This is a genomic window from Streptomyces yamdrokensis, from assembly GCF_053890455.1.
In genome coordinates, this window is sequence record NZ_CM132679.1 from 5,845,401 (window position 1) to 5,861,933 (window position 16,533).

16 protein-coding genes and 1 pseudogene are annotated in these 16,533 nt (G+C 71.6%); 12 read left to right on the forward strand and 5 right to left on the reverse strand.

What is annotated here, in order from left to right:
- The first annotated feature begins 196 nt into the window (after window positions 1-196).
- The 9 genes from ACWZEH_RS25960 (at window position 197) to ACWZEH_RS26000 (ending at window position 9,038) form a co-directional block, all read left to right on the forward strand.
- On the forward strand, window positions 197-3,043 hold the full coding sequence (locus ACWZEH_RS25960; RefSeq protein WP_456193506.1) for a Na+/H+ antiporter subunit A: 2,847 nt from the start codon (window positions 197-199) through the stop codon (window positions 3,041-3,043).
- Entirely contained in the window at window positions 3,040-3,567 is a 528-nt protein-coding gene (locus ACWZEH_RS25965; RefSeq protein ID WP_384013657.1) for a Na(+)/H(+) antiporter subunit C, read from the forward strand. Before ACWZEH_RS25960 ends, ACWZEH_RS25965 begins: the two co-directional genes overlap by 4 nt.
- Window positions 3,564-5,123: a Na+/H+ antiporter subunit D gene (locus tag ACWZEH_RS25970; RefSeq protein WP_384013660.1), complete on the forward strand. Its 1,560-nt coding sequence runs from the start codon at window positions 3,564-3,566 to the stop codon at window positions 5,121-5,123. The genes ACWZEH_RS25965 and ACWZEH_RS25970 overlap by 4 nt, the downstream gene beginning before the upstream one ends.
- Window positions 5,120-5,779, forward strand: a complete 660-nt coding sequence (locus ACWZEH_RS25975) for a Na+/H+ antiporter subunit E (protein WP_384013663.1) — start codon at window positions 5,120-5,122, stop codon at window positions 5,777-5,779. The genes ACWZEH_RS25970 and ACWZEH_RS25975 overlap by 4 nt, the downstream gene beginning before the upstream one ends.
- The gene (locus ACWZEH_RS25980) at window positions 5,776-6,042 is read left to right on the forward strand and encodes an MrpF/PhaF family protein (protein ID WP_384013667.1); all 267 of its coding nucleotides are present in this window, start codon (window positions 5,776-5,778) and stop codon (window positions 6,040-6,042) included. Before ACWZEH_RS25975 ends, ACWZEH_RS25980 begins: the two co-directional genes overlap by 4 nt.
- On the forward strand, window positions 6,039-6,422 hold the full coding sequence (mnhG, locus tag ACWZEH_RS25985; RefSeq protein WP_384013670.1) for a monovalent cation/H(+) antiporter subunit G: 384 nt from the start codon (window positions 6,039-6,041) through the stop codon (window positions 6,420-6,422). The genes ACWZEH_RS25980 and mnhG overlap by 4 nt, the downstream gene beginning before the upstream one ends.
- 111 nt (window positions 6,423-6,533) lie before the next feature.
- A complete protein-coding gene (locus tag ACWZEH_RS25990) occupies window positions 6,534-7,121 on the forward strand; it encodes a DUF5998 family protein (protein WP_456193507.1) in 588 nt (195 codons plus the stop codon).
- Window positions 7,121-8,332, forward strand: a complete 1,212-nt coding sequence (locus ACWZEH_RS25995; RefSeq protein ID WP_456193508.1) for an alkaline phosphatase family protein — start codon at window positions 7,121-7,123, stop codon at window positions 8,330-8,332. The genes ACWZEH_RS25990 and ACWZEH_RS25995 overlap by 1 nt, the downstream gene beginning before the upstream one ends.
- Before the next feature lie 55 nt (window positions 8,333-8,387).
- Window positions 8,388-9,038 carry a thymidine kinase gene (locus tag ACWZEH_RS26000; RefSeq protein ID WP_456193509.1) on the forward strand — a complete coding sequence of 217 codons (651 nt, stop codon included), beginning with the start codon at window positions 8,388-8,390 and terminating at the stop codon, window positions 9,036-9,038.
- Window positions 9,039-9,140: 102 nt separating this feature from the next.
- On the opposite strand, the pseudogene ACWZEH_RS26005 reads toward ACWZEH_RS26000, so the two are convergent.
- From ACWZEH_RS26005 to ACWZEH_RS26020, 4 genes and pseudogenes are all read right to left on the reverse strand, one after another.
- Window positions 9,141-9,364: pseudogene (locus ACWZEH_RS26005) on the reverse strand (hypothetical protein); the annotation flags it as partial.
- A gap of 11 nt (window positions 9,365-9,375) precedes the next feature.
- Window positions 9,376-10,035, reverse strand: a complete 660-nt coding sequence (locus ACWZEH_RS26010; protein WP_456193510.1) for a response regulator — start codon at window positions 10,033-10,035, stop codon at window positions 9,376-9,378.
- Complete coding sequence (locus ACWZEH_RS26015; protein WP_456193511.1) at window positions 10,032-11,210, reverse strand: sensor histidine kinase; 1,179 nt, start codon at window positions 11,208-11,210, stop codon at window positions 10,032-10,034. Before ACWZEH_RS26015 ends, ACWZEH_RS26010 begins: the two co-directional genes overlap by 4 nt.
- Window positions 11,207-12,046: a CPBP family intramembrane glutamic endopeptidase gene (locus ACWZEH_RS26020; RefSeq protein ID WP_456193512.1), complete on the reverse strand. Its 840-nt coding sequence runs from the start codon at window positions 12,044-12,046 to the stop codon at window positions 11,207-11,209. The genes ACWZEH_RS26015 and ACWZEH_RS26020 overlap by 4 nt, the downstream gene beginning before the upstream one ends.
- Window positions 12,047-12,990: 944 nt before the next feature.
- Here ACWZEH_RS26020 and ACWZEH_RS26025 point away from each other — a divergent pair.
- Window positions 12,991-13,203: an EF-hand domain-containing protein gene (locus ACWZEH_RS26025; RefSeq protein WP_456193513.1), complete on the forward strand. Its 213-nt coding sequence runs from the start codon at window positions 12,991-12,993 to the stop codon at window positions 13,201-13,203.
- Window positions 13,204-13,593: 390 nt separating this feature from the next.
- On the opposite strand, the gene bla is transcribed toward ACWZEH_RS26025, so the two are convergent.
- Window positions 13,594-14,520, reverse strand: coding sequence for a class A beta-lactamase (gene bla, locus ACWZEH_RS26030; RefSeq protein ID WP_456193514.1), 927 nt, complete (start codon window positions 14,518-14,520; stop codon window positions 13,594-13,596).
- A gap of 111 nt (window positions 14,521-14,631) precedes the next feature.
- Here bla and ACWZEH_RS26035 point away from each other — a divergent pair, with 111 nt between their 5' ends.
- Both ACWZEH_RS26035 and ACWZEH_RS26040 read left to right on the forward strand, forming a co-directional pair.
- Window positions 14,632-15,564 (forward strand): LysR family transcriptional regulator, encoded by a 933-nt coding sequence (locus ACWZEH_RS26035; protein WP_456193515.1) that lies wholly within the window; start codon window positions 14,632-14,634, stop codon window positions 15,562-15,564.
- Window positions 15,561-16,463 (forward strand): serine hydrolase, encoded by a 903-nt coding sequence (locus tag ACWZEH_RS26040; RefSeq protein WP_456193516.1) that lies wholly within the window; start codon window positions 15,561-15,563, stop codon window positions 16,461-16,463. Before ACWZEH_RS26035 ends, ACWZEH_RS26040 begins: the two co-directional genes overlap by 4 nt.
- The last annotated feature ends 70 nt before the right edge of the window (window positions 16,464-16,533 follow it).

Consider the following 16,533-nt stretch of genomic DNA (forward strand, 5'->3'; position numbering starts at 1 on the left):
TCCTGAGGTGCCGAAGTCTCCGCCCGTCCCTTTGCCGGCGAGGTGCGGCGCGGCGGTGCCCCGCCGGACGGTTCACCCCTGCTACACAGAGCACTGAATGCCCAATTATTGACGAACCGGGGCATAGCCCCCGGGGATCGGGTGGAGGCCGACCGCGTGTCAGCGGTCGCGTCACCGCGAAGGAGTTGGTGCTGACGTGCTGGTCCTGCTGGCCGCCCATGCGGTGGCCGCAGCGTCGATGCCGTGGTGGGAGAGGCGGCTCGGCCGTGCGATGTGGATCGTGGCCGCCCTGGTGCCGCTGGCGGCCGTGGTCTGGGCGGGCACGCGGGCGGGCCGCGTGCTGGACGGCGGCGCGTACCGGGAGTCCCTGTCCTGGGCCCCGTCGCTCGGCCTGACGATCGACCTGCGCCTGGACGCCCTGTCGCTCCTGATGCTGTGGGTGGTGGCCGGTGTCGGAGCCATGGTGCTCCTGTACTGCCGGTACTACGTCGAGCGCGACGCCGGCCGGCTGGCCGCCCTGCTGCTGGCCTTCGCCGGGGCGATGACCGGACTGGTGCTGGCGGACAACCTCTTCGTGCTGTACGTCTTCTGGGAGCTGACCACGGTCGCCTCCTTCCTGCTGATCGCGGGGCGCGGGGAGGGCGCGGAGCAGCGGCGCGCCGCCCGCCAGGCCCTGCTGGTGACCGCGGCCGGCGGCCTGGCGATGCTGCTCGGTTTCATCGTGCTGGGCCAGGCGGCCGGCACGTACCGCGTCTCCGCGATCCTCGCCGACCCCCCGCGGGGCGGCGCGGTCCCCGCCGCCGTGGTGCTCGTCCTGGTCGGCGCGTTCGCCAAGTCCGCGCAGATGCCGCTGCACGGCTGGCTTCCCGCGGCGATGGCCGCCCCCACACCGGTCAGTGCCTTTCTGCACGCGGCGGCGATGGTCAAGGCCGGGGTCTACCTGGTGGCCCGGCTGGCGCCCGCCCTGGCCGACGTGGCCCCGTGGCGGCCGATGGTGCTCGGCGTGGGACTCGCCACGATGGTGGTGGCCGCGTGGCGGGCACTGCGCGAGACCGACCTGAAACTGCTCCTCGCCTACGGGACCGTCAGTGAACTCGGCCTGCTGACCGCCCTGCTGGGCGCGGGAACGCGGACGGCGGCGCTGGCCGGGGTGGTGATGCTGCTGGCGCACGCGGCGTTCAAGTCGGCGCTGTTCCTGTCCGTCGGGGTCGTCGACCACAGCACGGGCACACGCGACATCCGGGAACTGTCGGGACTGGGACGCCGGCTGCCCGTGCTGTTCTGGGTCACGGCACTGGCCACCGCGTCGATGGCGGGTCTGCCGCCCCTCGTCGGTTTCCTGGGCAAGGAAGCCGCCCTGGAAGCCTTCCTGCACGGCACCGAACTGGCCTACCACTACCAGCTGACGGTGGTGCTCGTGTGCGGCTCCGCGTTGACCGTGGCGTTCGCGGCACGGTTCCTGCACGGCGCCTTCGGCGGGCGGCGGCCGTCGGAGAGGGCGGCGCGCCCCGTACGGAGCCCAGAACCCGGATTCGTCGCACCGGTGGCCGTCCTGTCCGGGGCGGGCCTGGTGCTGGGTGTGGCGTACACCGGCACGGGGGCCCTCGCCACCGCCTACGCCGACGCCTATCCGCCGGGAGCCGACGGTCCGTACGAACTGTCCCTGTGGCACGGGTTCACGCCCGTGCTCGGTCTGTCCGCGCTGTCGCTCGTCACCGGTCTGCTGATCCACGCGGTGCAACGCCGCGGCGCCGCGGCGGGCCGCCTGCCGCGCCTGCCCGACGTGCAGCGCGCGTACGACCGTGCGACCGAGGGTGTGGACCGGCTGTCCGTGACGCTGACCCGGCACACCCAGGTCGGCTCGCTGCCCGTCTACCTGACCGTACTGCTCGCGACGGTCGTCGCCGTGCCCGGCACGGCACTCGTGGCCGCGGGCCCCTCACTGGGATCACCGCCACTGTGGCGGTATCCGCTCGAACCCGTCCTGGCCGTGGTGATACTGACGGCCGCCGCGGCGGTGGTGGCCGCCCGGCACCGGCTCGCCGCCCTGCTGCTGACCGGGGCCGTCGGGTACGGTGCGGCCGGCCTGTTCCTGGTGCGGGGCGCCCCGGACCTGGCGCTCACCCAGTTCCTGGTCGAGACGTTGACGCTGGTCGTCGTGGTGCTGGTGCTGCGCCGGATGCCGGCCCGGTTCGATCCCGGCCGGACGGCGGCCCCGGGGCGCGTGCTGCGGGGCGCGCTGGCCGTCGGGGTCGGCCTCGTCGTCACCTGCTTCGCGCTGGCGACGTCCGCCGCGCGTACGGCCCCGGCGATCTCACCCGAGTACCTGCGCCGGGCGTCGGAGACGGGTGCCTACAACGTCGTCAACGCGATCATCGTCGACTTCCGGGCCCTGGACACGCTGGGCGAGATCTCGGTCCTCCTGGTGGCGGCGGTCGGAGTCGGCAGTCTGGTCCGGTTCCGCGACCGCGGCGCGGTACGGGTGACCGACGAGGAGCCGCCGGCCCGGTTCCCCACGACGCACTGGGACGAGCCCCGGCAGACCTGGCTGCCGGGAGCGGGAGAACGGCCCGGCGGCGAGCGCTCGGTCCTGATGGAAGTGGCCACCCGGCTGCTCTTCCCCTCCCTCCTGGTGCTTTCGCTGTTCCTGCTGTTCTCCGGGCACTACCGCCCCGGCGGAGGTTTCGCCGGCGGTCTGGTGGCAGGACTGGCGTTCGTTCTGCGGTACCTGGTGGGCGGACAGGCCGACCTCGGCGCCGCCGTACGCCTGCGCCCGGTCGCGGTCGCGGGCACGGGCCTGTTGACCGCGGCGGTCGTCGGGCTGGTGCCGCTGGCCTTCGGCGGTACGCCGCTGGACAGCGACCTGGTGACGTGGCACCTGCCGCTGCTGGGCGAGGTGAAGTGGGCGACCAGCGTGTTCCTCGACGTGGGCGTCTATCTGCTCGTGGTCGGCGTCGTGCTCAAACTCCTGTCGGCGGTGGGTGTCTCACTCGAAGTGGCCGGCGCGGCGGCGGACCGGCAGGAGAAGGGATCCGCTCGATGAACGGCGCGGGCGACATCACGCTGAACACGCTCGACGTGACGATGGCCCTCGTGGTGGGCGGCCTGTTCACGATCGGCTTCCACCTCATGCTGCAACGGTCCCTGATGCGGATCATTCTCGGCTTCATCCTCCTGGGCCACGGCACCAACCTGCTGCTCCTGGTCGCCGGCGGCACCCCCGGCCGCCCCCCGGTGCTGGAGGGGGAGCCGGTGAACCCGGCGGAGCCCGCCGATCCGCTGCCCCAGGCCATGGCGCTGACGTCGATCGTGATCACGTTCGGTCTCACGGCGTTCCTGATGGTCCTCGCCTACCGCTCATGGCGGCTGTCCGGCAGCGACGAGGTGCGTGACGACGTGGAGGACCGGCGCATCGCCCGGCGACGCGCCGGCGCCGACGAGGAAACCGACACCGACGACCCTGTCGACGGCGACGAGCAGGGCGACGACCCCGGCGACGGCGACGATGCCGACGACGGCTGGTCGGACCACCGCGACCACGGCACCGCTCCGGGGGAACACCGATGACCGCACTGCTGCTCGCCCTGCCCGTGGTGCTGCCGGCGCTGGGCGCCGCCACGGCCCTGCTCGGACTGCCCGTCCGGGTGACCCGCCCCATGAGCACCCTCGTACTGGCCTGCGTACTGGCGGACGCCGTCGCCCTGCTCGTCCTCGTCGACACCCGCGGGCCGCAGGCCGTGCACGTCGGCGGCTGGCCGGCCCCGCTGGGCATCACGCTCGTCGCCGACCGGTTGTCGGCGCTCCTGCTCGCCGTGTCGCTCCTGGTGACCCTGGCCGTGCTGCTCTTCGCCATCGGCCAGGGCACCGCGGAGAAACGCCGGAGCTCGGCGGAGGTCTTCCATCCCGCCTACCTGATGCTCGTCACCGGAGTGAGTCTGGCCTTCCTCACCGGTGACCTGTTCAACCTCTTCGTGGCCTTCGAAGTGCTGCTCGCCGCGTCCTACGTCCTGATCACCCTGGACGCTGACGGAAACCGCACCCGCGCCGGTATGACGTACATGATCACCAGCCTGACGTCCTCCCTGCTGTTCCTCACCTTCGTCGGCCTGGTGTACGCGGCCGCCGGCACGGTCACCCTGGCCCAGCTCGGCCCGCGGCTCGCCGAACTCCCCGACGGCCTGCGCGGCGCACTCGCCCTGCTGCTCCTGGCTGTCCTGGGCATCAAGGCGGCGATCGTCCCCCTGCACTTCTGGCTGCCCGACAGCTACCCCACCGCACCGGCGCCGATCACCGCCGTGTTCGCCGCCCTGCTGACCAAGGTCGCCATCTACGCCCTGCTGCGTACCCAGACCCTGCTCTTCCCGCGCTCCAGCGTGTGGACCCTGCTGGCCTGTGTGGCGATCGCCGCCATGATCGTGGGCATCCTCGGCGCGCTGGCCCAGGACGACATCAACCGGCTGCTGTCCTTCACCCTCGTCAGCCACATCGGCTTCATGCTGTTCGGGCTCGCGCTGTTCGACACGCTCGGACTCACCGGCACGGTCCTCTACATCGTGCACCACATCATCGTCCAGGCGGCGCTCTTCCTCGCCGCCTCCCTCGCCGTGCGCCACGCGGGAACAACAGGCATGAGGCGCATGGCACAGCGGCCGCCACCGAGGCCGCTGGTCGCCGTGCTGTTCGCCCTCCCCGCCCTGAGCCTGGCCGGGATCCCGCCGTTCTCCGGGTTCGTGGCCAAGCTGACCCTGCTGCGGGCCGGTGCGTGGCAGGGCGGCACCGCGGCGTACGCCCTGGCCGCGACCGCCCTGCTCACCAGCCTGCTGACGCTCTACGCCATGACCCGGGTCTGGACCAGGGCCTTCATGCGGCAGGACCCGCACCCGGACCGCCGCGACGCGCCACCGCCGGGGAAGCCGGCCCCCGGCACCGCCCTCCGCCCGGAGCGCCGCGCCGTCCGGCGCGGGACCGGGCTGATGACCGCCGCCACCGTCGTCATGGTGGCCACCAGTGTCGCGGTCGCCGTCTGCGCGGGCCCGCTCGCCCGCGTCGGCGAACGAGCCGCACACGAACTGCTCGACCCGCGGGAGTACCGCTCCGCCGTCATGACCGAGGAGGACCGTTGACCCGCCGGAAGTACGCCCGCCGAGTCCTGCGCCGCCTGCCCATGGTCGGGTGGCTGTGGCTGCTGTGGATCGTGCTGTGGGGTTCCGTCGGCCCGCTGGTCCTCCTCGGAGGTCTGCTCGTCGCCGTGACCGTCGTCGGGTCCTTCTCCCTGCCGCCGGTCCTGCCGAACGCCGTGCCCCGGCCGCTGCCGATCGCGCGCCTGCTGGCCGACCTGCTGAAGGATCTCGTCGGGTCCGGGGTCACCGTCGCCTGGCAGATCCTGAGACACGGGGGGAAGACGTCCGCGGCGATCATCGAGGTCCCGCTGCACGTCGACAGCGACCTCCTGATCACCGCGGTGGCCGAACTCACGACGATCTCCCCCGGCACCCTGGTGGTGGAGATCGACCGGCGCCGGCGGCGGCTGTACGTCCACACGCTCCCGGTCCGCGACGAGAGCGACCTCGCCCGCCGCAGAAGGACGGTGCAGAACGTGGAGGACAGAGTGGCGCGGGCGGTCGGCCACGGTCGACGCACCGGAGCGACGGGTGACGACACCTCCGGTCCTTCCGGTGATCCCGGGTCTGCCGACGGTCCCGGGCCGGCTGCCGGCCCAGGGCCGTCCGACCGCCCCGGCTCTCCCGACCACCCTGATCAAGGAGGCAGAACCCCATGACCGTCGTGTACACCGCCACCCTGGCCGTGGTGTCAGTGGCCGGCCTGCTCGCCCTGCTGCGTCTCGTGCGCGGTCCGGGCGCGCTCAACCGCATCGTGGCGCTCGACGCCCTCCTGACGATGATCATCGTCGGGGCCGCCGTGGGCATGGTCCTGCGCGAGGACACCACGCCCCTGCCCGTGCTCGTCGTCCTCACCCTGCTGGCCTTCACCGGATCGGTGACGGCCGCCCACCTGATCGAGAAGCGGGCAGGCCTGCGATGACCGCGGTGTCCGACGTGATCACCGCCGTCCTGCTCCTGGCCGGCGCGACCTTCTGCCTGCTCGGCTCCGTGGGCCTGATCCGCTTCCCGGACGTCGTCAGCCGCCTGCACGCGGCCGCCAAGGCCCAGACGCTCGGCCTGATGCTCATCCTGGTGGGAACCGCCGTGCAGATGCCCCTGCGTTACGCGCCGGTGCTGCTGCTCGTCGTCCTGTTCCAGCTGTTCACCGCGCCGATCACCAGCCAGATCGTCGGCCGCACCGCCTACCGTGTCCAGGCACTCGACCGCGGCGCGCTGTTCCGGGACGAACTCGCCGACCGTCTCGCGCGGGACGGCACTCCGGTGGGCGAACAGCCCTCCCGCGAGGACACGGACCAATGAGTCCCGCCGGCCGCACCGGCCGGACCGTTCCCGCCCGGCCCGGCCCGGCGCGCGCGGGGGAGTGCCACGACCGGTGCCTCGCAGTCACTGCTCCCCCGTAGGATGGGCGTCATGGCCAAGACCAGTACGACGACCCAGGGGCTGCGGGCGGCGATCGAGCGCAGCGGCTACTACCCGGCCCTCGTGGCCGAGGCGGTGGAGGCCGCCGTGGGCGGCGAGCCCGTCCGGTCGTACCTGGTCCACCAGGAGACGACGTTCGACCAGAACGAGGTACGGCGCCATGTGACCGTGCTCGTCCTCACAGACAACCGCTTCATCGTCAGCCACACCGACGAGCAGGCCGCCGACACCACTTCCCCGACCCCGTACGCCACCACGTCCACGGAGTCGGTCAAGCTCAGCCGGATCTCGTCGATCGTGGTCAGCCGGGTGGTCGCCAACCCGGAGTCGTACAAGCCGGGCACACTGCCCCGTGAGATCGTGCTCACCATCGGCTGGGGCGCGGTAGCCCGTCTCGACCTGGAGCCGGCCGCCTGCGGCGACCCCAACTGCGAGGCCGACCACGGCTACACGGGCAGCTCGACGGCCGACGACCTCAGCCTGCGGGTCAGCGAGGCCGGGGACGGTCCGGAGACGGTGCGCCAGGCGCTCGTCTTCGCGCAGGCCCTCTCCGAGGCGACCGCGGACTCCGCACGCTGATGCCGCACACCCCCCCGTCCCCGCACACCACCGGCTGGGACGTCCACCCGGAGCCCCTCGCCCCGGCCTCCGCCCCCCTGCCCGAGTACGGCACCGGCTCGCTGGCCGACCTGCTGCCCACCCTCGCCGCGGGCATGGGCGTCCCCGGCACCACCGCCGCGATCCCGGAGCTCACCCCCGCCGACCGGAACTGCGTGTTCCTGATCGACGGTCTCGGCTGGGAGCAGCTGAAGGCGCACCCGGAGGAAGCCCCGTTCATGGCGTCCCTGATGGCCGCCTCACGCGGCGGCACCGGGCGTCCCCTCACCACGGGCTACCCGGCGACCACCGCCACCTCCCTGGCCTCCGTCGGCACCGGCCTGCCGCCCGGCGCGCACGGCCTGCCGGGCTACACCGTGCGCAACCCGGACACCGGCGAGCTGATGAACCAGCTGCGCTGGCAGCCCTGGACCCGGCCCGACACCTGGCAGCCCCACCCCACCGTCTTCCAACTGGCCCACCGGGCAGGGGTGCACACCGCCCAGGTGTCCTCACCCGCGTTCGCGAACACCCCGCTGACCAAGGTCGCGCTCAGCGGCGGCACCTTCCACGGGCGGCTGTCCGGCGAGGAGCGCATGGACCTCGCGGCCGTTCAACTGGCCGCCGCCGACCGCTCCCTGGTCTACACGTACTACGCCGAGGTCGACGGCGCCGGGCACCGCTTCGGCCTCGACTCCGACACCTGGCGCGGCCAGCTCATGTACGTCGACCGCCTGGTCCAGCGGCTGGCCGAGCAACTCCCGCCGCGCAGCGCGCTCTACGTCACCGCCGACCACGGAATGGTCGACGTGCCCTTCGACGAGGAGCACCGCATCGACTTCGACCACGACTGGGAGCTGAGCGCCGGAGTCGCCCTGCTCGGCGGCGAGGGCCGCGCCCGCCACGTCTACGCCGTACCGGGCGCGGCCACGGACGTCCTGACCTGCTGGCGCGAGGTGCTCGGCGAGCAGTTCTGGGTGGCCTCGCGGGACGAGGCGATCGACGCGGGCTGGTTCGGCCCCCGGATCGAGGACCGCGTGTACCACCGGATCGGCGACGTGGTCGCCGCCGCCCGGGACGACGTCCTGATCATCGCCTCCGAGCGGGAACCCAGGGAGTCGGAGATGGTCGGCAACCACGGTTCCCTCACCCCTGCCGAACAACTGGTCCCCCTCCTCGAAGTGCGCTCCTGAGGCCCACCCGGCCCGTCCTCACCGCCCGTCCCCGCCGAAAGGTGCCCGACCTCCCATGCCCGAGCTGGTGTTCTTCTCCGGAACGATGGACTGCGGGAAGTCGACACTTGCCCTACAGCGAATCTACAACCGGTCGGCAAGGGGTCTACAGGGCGTGATCTTCACGCGCGACGACCGGGCGGGGGAGGGGAAGCTGTCTTCGCGGCTCGGTCTGGTGACGGATGCCGTCGAGGCGGCGCCGGGGATGGATCTGTACGCCTATGTCGTGGGTCGTATGTCGCAGGGCGACAGGGTCGACTATCTGATCGTGGACGAGGCACAGTTCCTGGCGTCGGAGCAGGTCGACCAGTTGGCGCGGGTCGTGGACGACCTGGACCTCGACGTTTTCGCCTTCGGTATCACGACCGACTTCCGGGCCAGGCTCTTCCCGGGCTCGCAGCGGCTGATCGAACTGGCGGACCGGATAGAGGCGCTCCAGGTGGAGGCGATGTGCTGGTGCGGGGCTCGCGCCACGCACAACGCCCGCACCGTGGGTGGCGAGATGGTGGTGGAGGGTGAGCAGGTCGTCGTCGGTGACGTGAACCGCCCAGCCGCGGAGGTCGGCTACGAGGTGCTGTGCCGACGGCACCATCGTCGCCGTATGACGAGCGGTTCCGCCCGGGCCGGCGCGCTCTCGCCGGACGTCCTGCCGGTGGCCTCCGACTGAGGCGGCATGGTTCGCCTCGGCCCTGGTGGCGAACACCCGGCCGCGGATGCACTCGGTCTCGGCCGGCGTCCACGGGTTCTCCGCCGGCGCGTTGTCGAACGAGTCGCCCACCGGCCCGGGCCCGTCGAGGACCAGGCGGTGGAGCCCGGCCCACACCCGGGCCCTCGGCCACTTTGTGAACCGCCGGTGGGCTGTGGCTTCCGACGGCCCGAACGAGGCGGACGGGCCGGCGCCTTCGGCACCACCCGCTGGAACAACTCCCCCGACTCACCCGGCACCAGCCGCTCGACAGTTCCCGCGTCGGCGGATTGTCGGACAGGCCGCACGGGACGACCTGTCAGGTCACCAGGCCGTGCCGGTAGGCGTAGACGACGGCCTGGACGCGGTCGCGCAGGCCGAGCTTGGTGAGGATGCGGGACACGAAGGTCTTGACGGTCTCATGGCTGATGAAGAGCGCCGCGGCGATCTCGCCGTTGGACAGTCCGTCCGCGATGAGGCGGAGGACCTCCAGTTCGCGGGGTGTCAGCGGGATGTCCTGCGCGCCGCCCCCGGTGGGCCGGATACGGGCGGCGTAACGGCCCACGAGCCGACGCGTCACCTCGGGGTCCAGCAGCGCCGCGCCCGTGGCCACGGTCCGGATTCCGTGCAGCAGCCGGTCCGGCGGCGCGTCCTTGAGCAGGAACCCGCTCGCTCCGGCCCGCAGCGCCTCGTAGACGTACTCGTCCAGGTTGAACGTGGTCACCACGAGCACCTTCACGGGGTGCTCGACCCCGGCACCGGCCAGCAGCCGGGTGGCCTCGATGCCGTCGAGGACCGGCATGCGCACGTCCATCACCACGACGTCCGGGCGCAGTCGGCCGGCCAGCTCCACGGCGGTCCGCCCGTCCCCGCACTCGCCCGCCACCGCCAGGTCGGGCTGCGCGTCGATGATGGTCGACAGCCCGGTGCGGATCAGTATCTGGTCGTCGCAGACCAGGACCCGGACGGGCGCGCTCATGCCGGGCTTCCCGCGGGTATCCGCGCCCGGACGAGGAAGCCGCCACCGGCCCGGTGGCCCGCGCTGAATTCGCCGCCCAGCACGTCGACCCGTTCGCGCAGGCCCTCCAGCCCCCGCCCGCTGCCGCCGGGGGAACCGGCCCGTGAACCGGAGCCGTCCGTGCCGACCTCCACCGTGATCTCCCTTTCACCATGGCGCACCAGGACCGAGGTCCGGCTGCCGTGGTCGTACTTGAGCGCGTTCGTCAGGGCCTCCTGCACGACCCGGTAGGCCACGAGGTCGACGCTGCCGGTCGAGACCGGCGGGGTGCCCTCCTCGGCGAACTCCACCGGCTGCCCGGCCAGCCGCGTCTGCTCGACGAGCGTGAGCACCCGGTCGACGGGTGGCGTCCTGTCCTCGCCGCCGTGGCCGGTGCCGTGGCCGGTGCCGTGGTCGGGGTTGAGCAGGTCGAGCAGGTGCCGCAGGTCGGTGATGGCCCGTCGGCCGGTGTCACTGACGGAGGCCAGGGCCTGGTCGAGGCGGTCGGGCGAGGCGGTCAGGTACCGGGCCGCCTCGGACTGCACGACCATCGCCGTCACATGGTGGGTCACGACGTCGTGGAGCTCGCGGGCGATCCGGGTGCGCTCGGCGGTACGGGCGTCCTCGGCCACGCGGCTGCGGCGTTCGGCCTCCGCGGCCCGGACGGAGCGCATCCACGCGCCGACGCCCCACGCGAGGGCCAGCGCCAGGTAGAACGTCACGAACTCGGCCACCGGTGCGCCGGGCCCGCGCTGGTGGAGCGCGACCGACAGGGCCGCGAACGCCACGGAGGAGGCGACCGGGGTGGCGCGCCGGTACCGCTCCAGATACGACCCGGCGCTCAGCAGCGCGACGGGCAGCGCGGCGCCGGCCATGAGGTGGTAGCCGCACAGCTGGTCGAGGACGAAACCGCACGACACCAGGGTGAGGCAGACGAGCGGCCACCGCCGGCGCACGGCGAGCGGAAGGCACTGCAGGACGGCCGCCACACCGGCCAGCACGTCGACGGGACGGTCCGGCAGACCGCCGACCTCCGTGCCGTTGCCGTGGAGCGCCGGAACGGCCGACGCCACGAGGAGCAGTATCCCGAGCGGGAGGTCCCGGACCGTGACATCGAGCCGGTGCCACAGCTGCGGGACACGCCGACGATCGGTCACCGGGGCAGTGTAGCGGCGGAGTCGACGCCCGCGGCTCGCCGGGAACCGAAGGGCACGATGTTCCCGCGCCGGTGGGCCAGCCACAGGAACACCAGGGTCAGCAGTGCCCCGAAGCCCACCGAGTACACACTGCCCTCCGGCCCGAAGTCACCGCCGGTGAGCAGCTCCGGGCCCGACGTCGAGGCGTCCAGGAGCCCCTGGTTGGTGCCGTTGCCGGAGACCTCGGTGCTGAAGACGCCGGCCGCGGCGAAGTTCCAGCCGAAGTGCACGCCGATCGTCAGCCAGAGGCTGCGGGTGGCGGCGTACACGGCGGCGAGCATGAAGCCGGCCTCGATCGCGATGGCGAGGCCGCCCCACAGGGTCGCGTGTTCGTTGAGCAGGTGCGAGAGGCCGAACACGAGTCCTGTCGACACCAGGGCTGTGTAGGTGCCGATGTGCTCCTCGACGATCCGGAACAGCACGCCGCGGTACACCACCTCCTCGGTCGCCGCGGCGGCGGCCATGAAGCCGAGCAGCCCCAGCGCGCCGGTCACCGAGCCCAGGCCGTGGACGTCGTAGTGCCCGGAGGCGAAGAGGTTCACGATGACGGCCGCGAACATCCCACCGCCGATCAGGACGCCCCAGCCGGTCCGGGCCGCGGCGCCTTCCCGGGCCACGTCCAGGGCGGGCCGGTGCTCGGTTCGCCGCACCACCCACCCGTACACGAGCACGGCCAGTGCGGCGACCGTGATGCCGAGGACGAGCGTGAGCCAGTCGTTCTCCTGCACCGCGTTGACGCCGGTGCCGCCCAGGGCGGCCATCGCCACGACGGCCAAGAACTGCCAGACAAACCTCACGGGAACCCCTCTGCCGGACCGCGACCTGTGCGCCGCGGGCTGCACCGAACGCTACGGATCCGGCGGCCGGAGATCGTCACCTCACGGTGGACACCTGGCTGTAGCTCGCACGGGGGACAAGCCCCCGGGCCGCCCCGCCGGACCCGCTGATCTCCTGCTCCGACCGTCGACTTCGCCGACGCCCTCGCCTCCTTCCGGCCGCCTACTCGTGCTCAGGCGGCCCAGCGCCTGCCGGCGGACCCTCGGTAGGCCGGAAGGGCACAGGACATGAGGCGGCGTCCTGTGTCGCGAGGTGCTGTCGTCCCCTGCCGACGGTCACCGGGCCACCGGGCCGGCGCATCCCTCTCCGCCGGCTGGGCGTAGTGCCGTACATGGATCTGCTCTCTGCTCAACGAAGCACATGTGAGCGGTCGGGCCTGGACGTCGTCGACGCCGCGGCCGCCGACGACACCGCCCTCGCCTTTTGGACGGCGCTCGCCGGACGGCTCGGGCCGGACGCCAGGGCGGGCGAGCACCCGGCCCGGCCCGGTGGAGGCCGGCGGCAGCGGACGGCGGTCGCGCGCCCTCGCCGTACGGCCCCGGCTGCCGGTCGAGGCCCTGTGCCGGTGCGCCGCCCGCGCCACCACAACGCCCGGACGGCCGGCGGGGTGATGGTGGTGGGAGGCGCAAGCGGTCGTCGGTGATGTCACGAGCCCCCGGACGAGGTCGGTACGAGGTCCTGTGCCGCCGCCACCACCGCCGCCGCATGACGGCGCGACGGCCCACGCGGCCGCCCCGGCCCCGGACGTCCTGCCGGTCACCTGACCGGCGTTCCCGGCCTCCCGCGAGGCGGAGTCCGTGTGAGGGATCGCCGCACCGAGGGCTCGCGTGGGCGGATAGTCTGACCTGCGTCATCAGGACTCCCAGGGAGTCCGACGGAGTACGAGGAACAAAGGGGCGGACCGGTGGCGGAGATCGAGGAAGCGCGCAGGCAGTTCGAGCGGATCGACGCGGACGGGGACGGGTTCGTCACCGCTGCCGAGTTCAAGACCGCCCTGGCCCAGGGCGGGGACTGGAACGTCACCGAGCCGGTGGCGGAGGCCGTCATCAAGTCCCGCGACCTGGACGGCGACAAGCTCCTGTCCTTCGACGAGTTCTGGGCGCACCTGAACAGGTGAGCCCCGGGCGGGGGCCCGACTTTGTGTACCTCCGCGACGGACCGGGTCCCTGACCAGGCACTGAACGTGAGCGTCAGACGCCCCGCTCCGACAAGTCCGACCCGGCAAACCCTGCCCACGCGTCACCGCGTCACCGCGTCACCGCGTCACCGCGTCACCGCGTCACCGCGTCACCGCGTCACCGCGTCACCGCGTCACCGCGTCACCGCGTCACCGCGTCACCGTGACGACGGGGCCGGCGACGGCCTTGGAGTGTTACTGCCAGCCATGACAGCTACTTACCGTTAACACTGAATGTGAGACAGGGCCGAACGTTTTGCAGTCCTGGCGGGAACGCCGGAGTCGTTGGGGGTTTGCCGTGTACTGTCCGCGTGCTGTGCAGTTGTTCTGCTACGACAGTGTCCTGGTGACCACGGATGCCGCTTCGGCAATCAGCTTGTTGTCGTAGTCGGCGTCTTTGGCGCCTCGGTTGGACATGATCGCCATGACGATGGGGGCGGCGTTGGGGGGCCACACGACGGCGATGTCGTTTCGGACGGCGTAGACACCGCCTCCGCCGGTCTTGTCCCCGACAACCCATCCCTTGGGTACTCCGGCCCTGATGAGTTCGTCTCCGGTGGTGTTGGTCCGCAGCCACTGCGTGAGCTGTTCGCGTTCGTCCTTGCCCAGGGCGTCCCCGAGAACGAATGCCCGAAGGTCTGCTGCCCACGCGCGGGGCGTGGTGGTGTCCTGTGTGGCACCGGGAGACCACTGGTTCAGTTCCGGCTCGCGGCGTTCCACTTTGGTGGTGGTGTCACCTGCCTCCACGAGAGCGGCGGCCAGGCCCTGCGGCCCGCCCAGTGCGTCGAACAGGAGGTTGGCTGCGGTGTTGTCGCTGTAGCGGACGGCTGCGTCACACAGGTCGCGTAGGGTCATTCCGGTGTCGACATGCTTCTCGGTGACCGGAGAGTGGTCGATCAGGTCGCTCCGGGAGTACTTGATCACCTTGTCCATGCCGCTCATTGAGTACTTGCGCAGGACGGCAGCGGCGGCGAACGCCTTGAAGGTGGAGGCGTACCCGAATCGCTCATCAGCGTTGAAGGCCACATCCCGCCCATCGCCCGTGTTGACCGCATAGACCCCAAGCCGCGCATCGTACTTGCGCTCCAGCTTCTTGAAATCGCCGACGGCCTGCTTCGCAGCGGGATCCGCCTGCGTTGTGGCGGCAGCCGGGACCGGTGACGCCTGAGTGCTGTCATTGCCGCATGCGGCAAGCGGAAGGGCGACGAGTACAGCAAGCCCTCCGAGAAGGGCACGCCGGGCACGAGTGGACTGCATGGTCAGACCTCCGGATAAGCCGTCAAAGGGTGCTGAGAAGACACCGCTCGGGTACCGGCTCATGTTCTTCCCCCGCGTTCCATACGGTCCAATACGCATACAGCCAGTCCCATGCTGTTTCCGCATAGGGTGATCGGTATGGACCTGGTGGGAGCATGTCGGGCGTTTGTCAGCGTGATGGAGCGTGGCAGCTTCACCACAGGAGCGGCCGCAGCACGCATGTCACAGCCCGTGGCGAGCCGGCGCATCGCCGCCTTGGAGGAGCTTTTCGGCGAGCGCCTGTTTGAGCGGACATCGCGCCGGGCTACCCTCAGCTCCTTCGGTCGGGACATGCTCCCGGCGGCGAGGCGGCTCGTGCAGGCAGCCGACGCACTGCTGCACGAGGCAGAGACAGCCAAGCGCAAGCCATGGCGGCTCGCCGTCCCGGGCACCTGCTCCACAGGCTCTCTCGCCCGCCTGATCGCCGACGCTCAGGACCAGGCGGTGACCCTTGATCTTCATACCGGTACGCCGGCGCAGCGCATGGAGCTTCTTCGCTCGCAGCAGGTACGCGCGGCCCTGATCACGGTGCCCGCGGACGAAGCCACGTGGTCCGTTCCTCTCGGCCTCGCGGGCACAGCGGCAGCCGGGGCCAGTCGCGTCTATCTGGCGACTCTCCGGGCCGGGCGGGCCTGCCCGGATCCGGTCCGCAAGGTCTGGATCCAGCCCGAGGACGACGTGCCGCACATCCGCGATCCGCTCACACGGCTGCGCGACGCACTGGGGCTCCGGCCGGTGCAGCTCGCCATCACCGCCGACCTGACCAATGCCATAGCCGAAGTGCTCCGCACGTCCGACCTGCTGCTGTGCTCCGCCGCGCAGGCCGACGAGCTCGGCCTCGACTGGAGGCCCATCGGTGAGATCACACTCAGCCGTGGATACAGCCTCGCAGCCGCCATGGACGTCAATTCGCAACATGTCCGAGAACGCCTGGGCAGCGCGATCAGCCGCTGCCTCGGCCCGGCCGCCCGGACCACCACCCCTCACGCAGTGGCGGCAGTATGAGTACCGAAGCGCTGCTGCACGACATCCGCCAACAGCTTCTCGAAGGCGGCCTGCACGGCCGCCTGCTGGTCCGCGACCTCCACAGCGGAGCCGAGCTGGGCATCGAGCCCGACGCCCAGCTGCCCTCCGCCTCCTTGGTCAAGATTCCGCTCGCCCTGGCAACGGCGGAGCGCATTCAACGCGGAGAGCTCGACGGAGCAACGGCGATCGACGTCCAGCCCGGACGCGTCACCACGCCGGGCCCCACCGGTCTGACCCGGTTCCGCTACCCTGCCCGGATCGCCATCGACGACCTGCTCTACCTCAGCACCAGCGTGAGCGACGGGACCGCCGCCGACGCACTCTTCGACCTCACCCCACCTGCCCAGGTGGCCCAGATCCTGCATGAACTGGGCCTGGACGGCATCACCATCCGGCACGGTATGCGCGAACTCACCCGGACCCCGGTGGAACGCTTCACTCCCGACCAGGCGCACCTTGCTCACACCCTCGCCATTGAAGCGGGCACCAGCGGCCGCGGCCACCAGGTGCACCAGCTCGACACCACCCGCGCCAACACCGGCAGCGCACGCGCCTGGGCCGCCCTGCTCCAAGCGCTGTGGACGCCATCGGCAATCCATCCCGAGGCCGCTGCACGGGTGCGGGACCTCATGGCCCACAACCTGCTCCGCCACAGGCTTGCTCCGGACTTCAGCTCAGACGCCAGCGGCTGGTCCTCCAAGACCGGCACCCTCCTCAACCTCCGCCATGAGATTGGAGTCGTCGAGCACTCCGACGGGCATGCCTTCGCCATCGTCGTGCTCACGGAATCGCTTGTTCCCGCCAGCACCCAGCCAGGCGCCGACATTCTCATGGCACAAGCCGCCCGCAGGCTGCACGACCACCTCCGTCAACTCTGAACCCGAGCACCACCTCGAAGCCGGCTCCCACAAACGCTCCTTTGCGCGAGCAAGATCGGCAGCGGGCCGC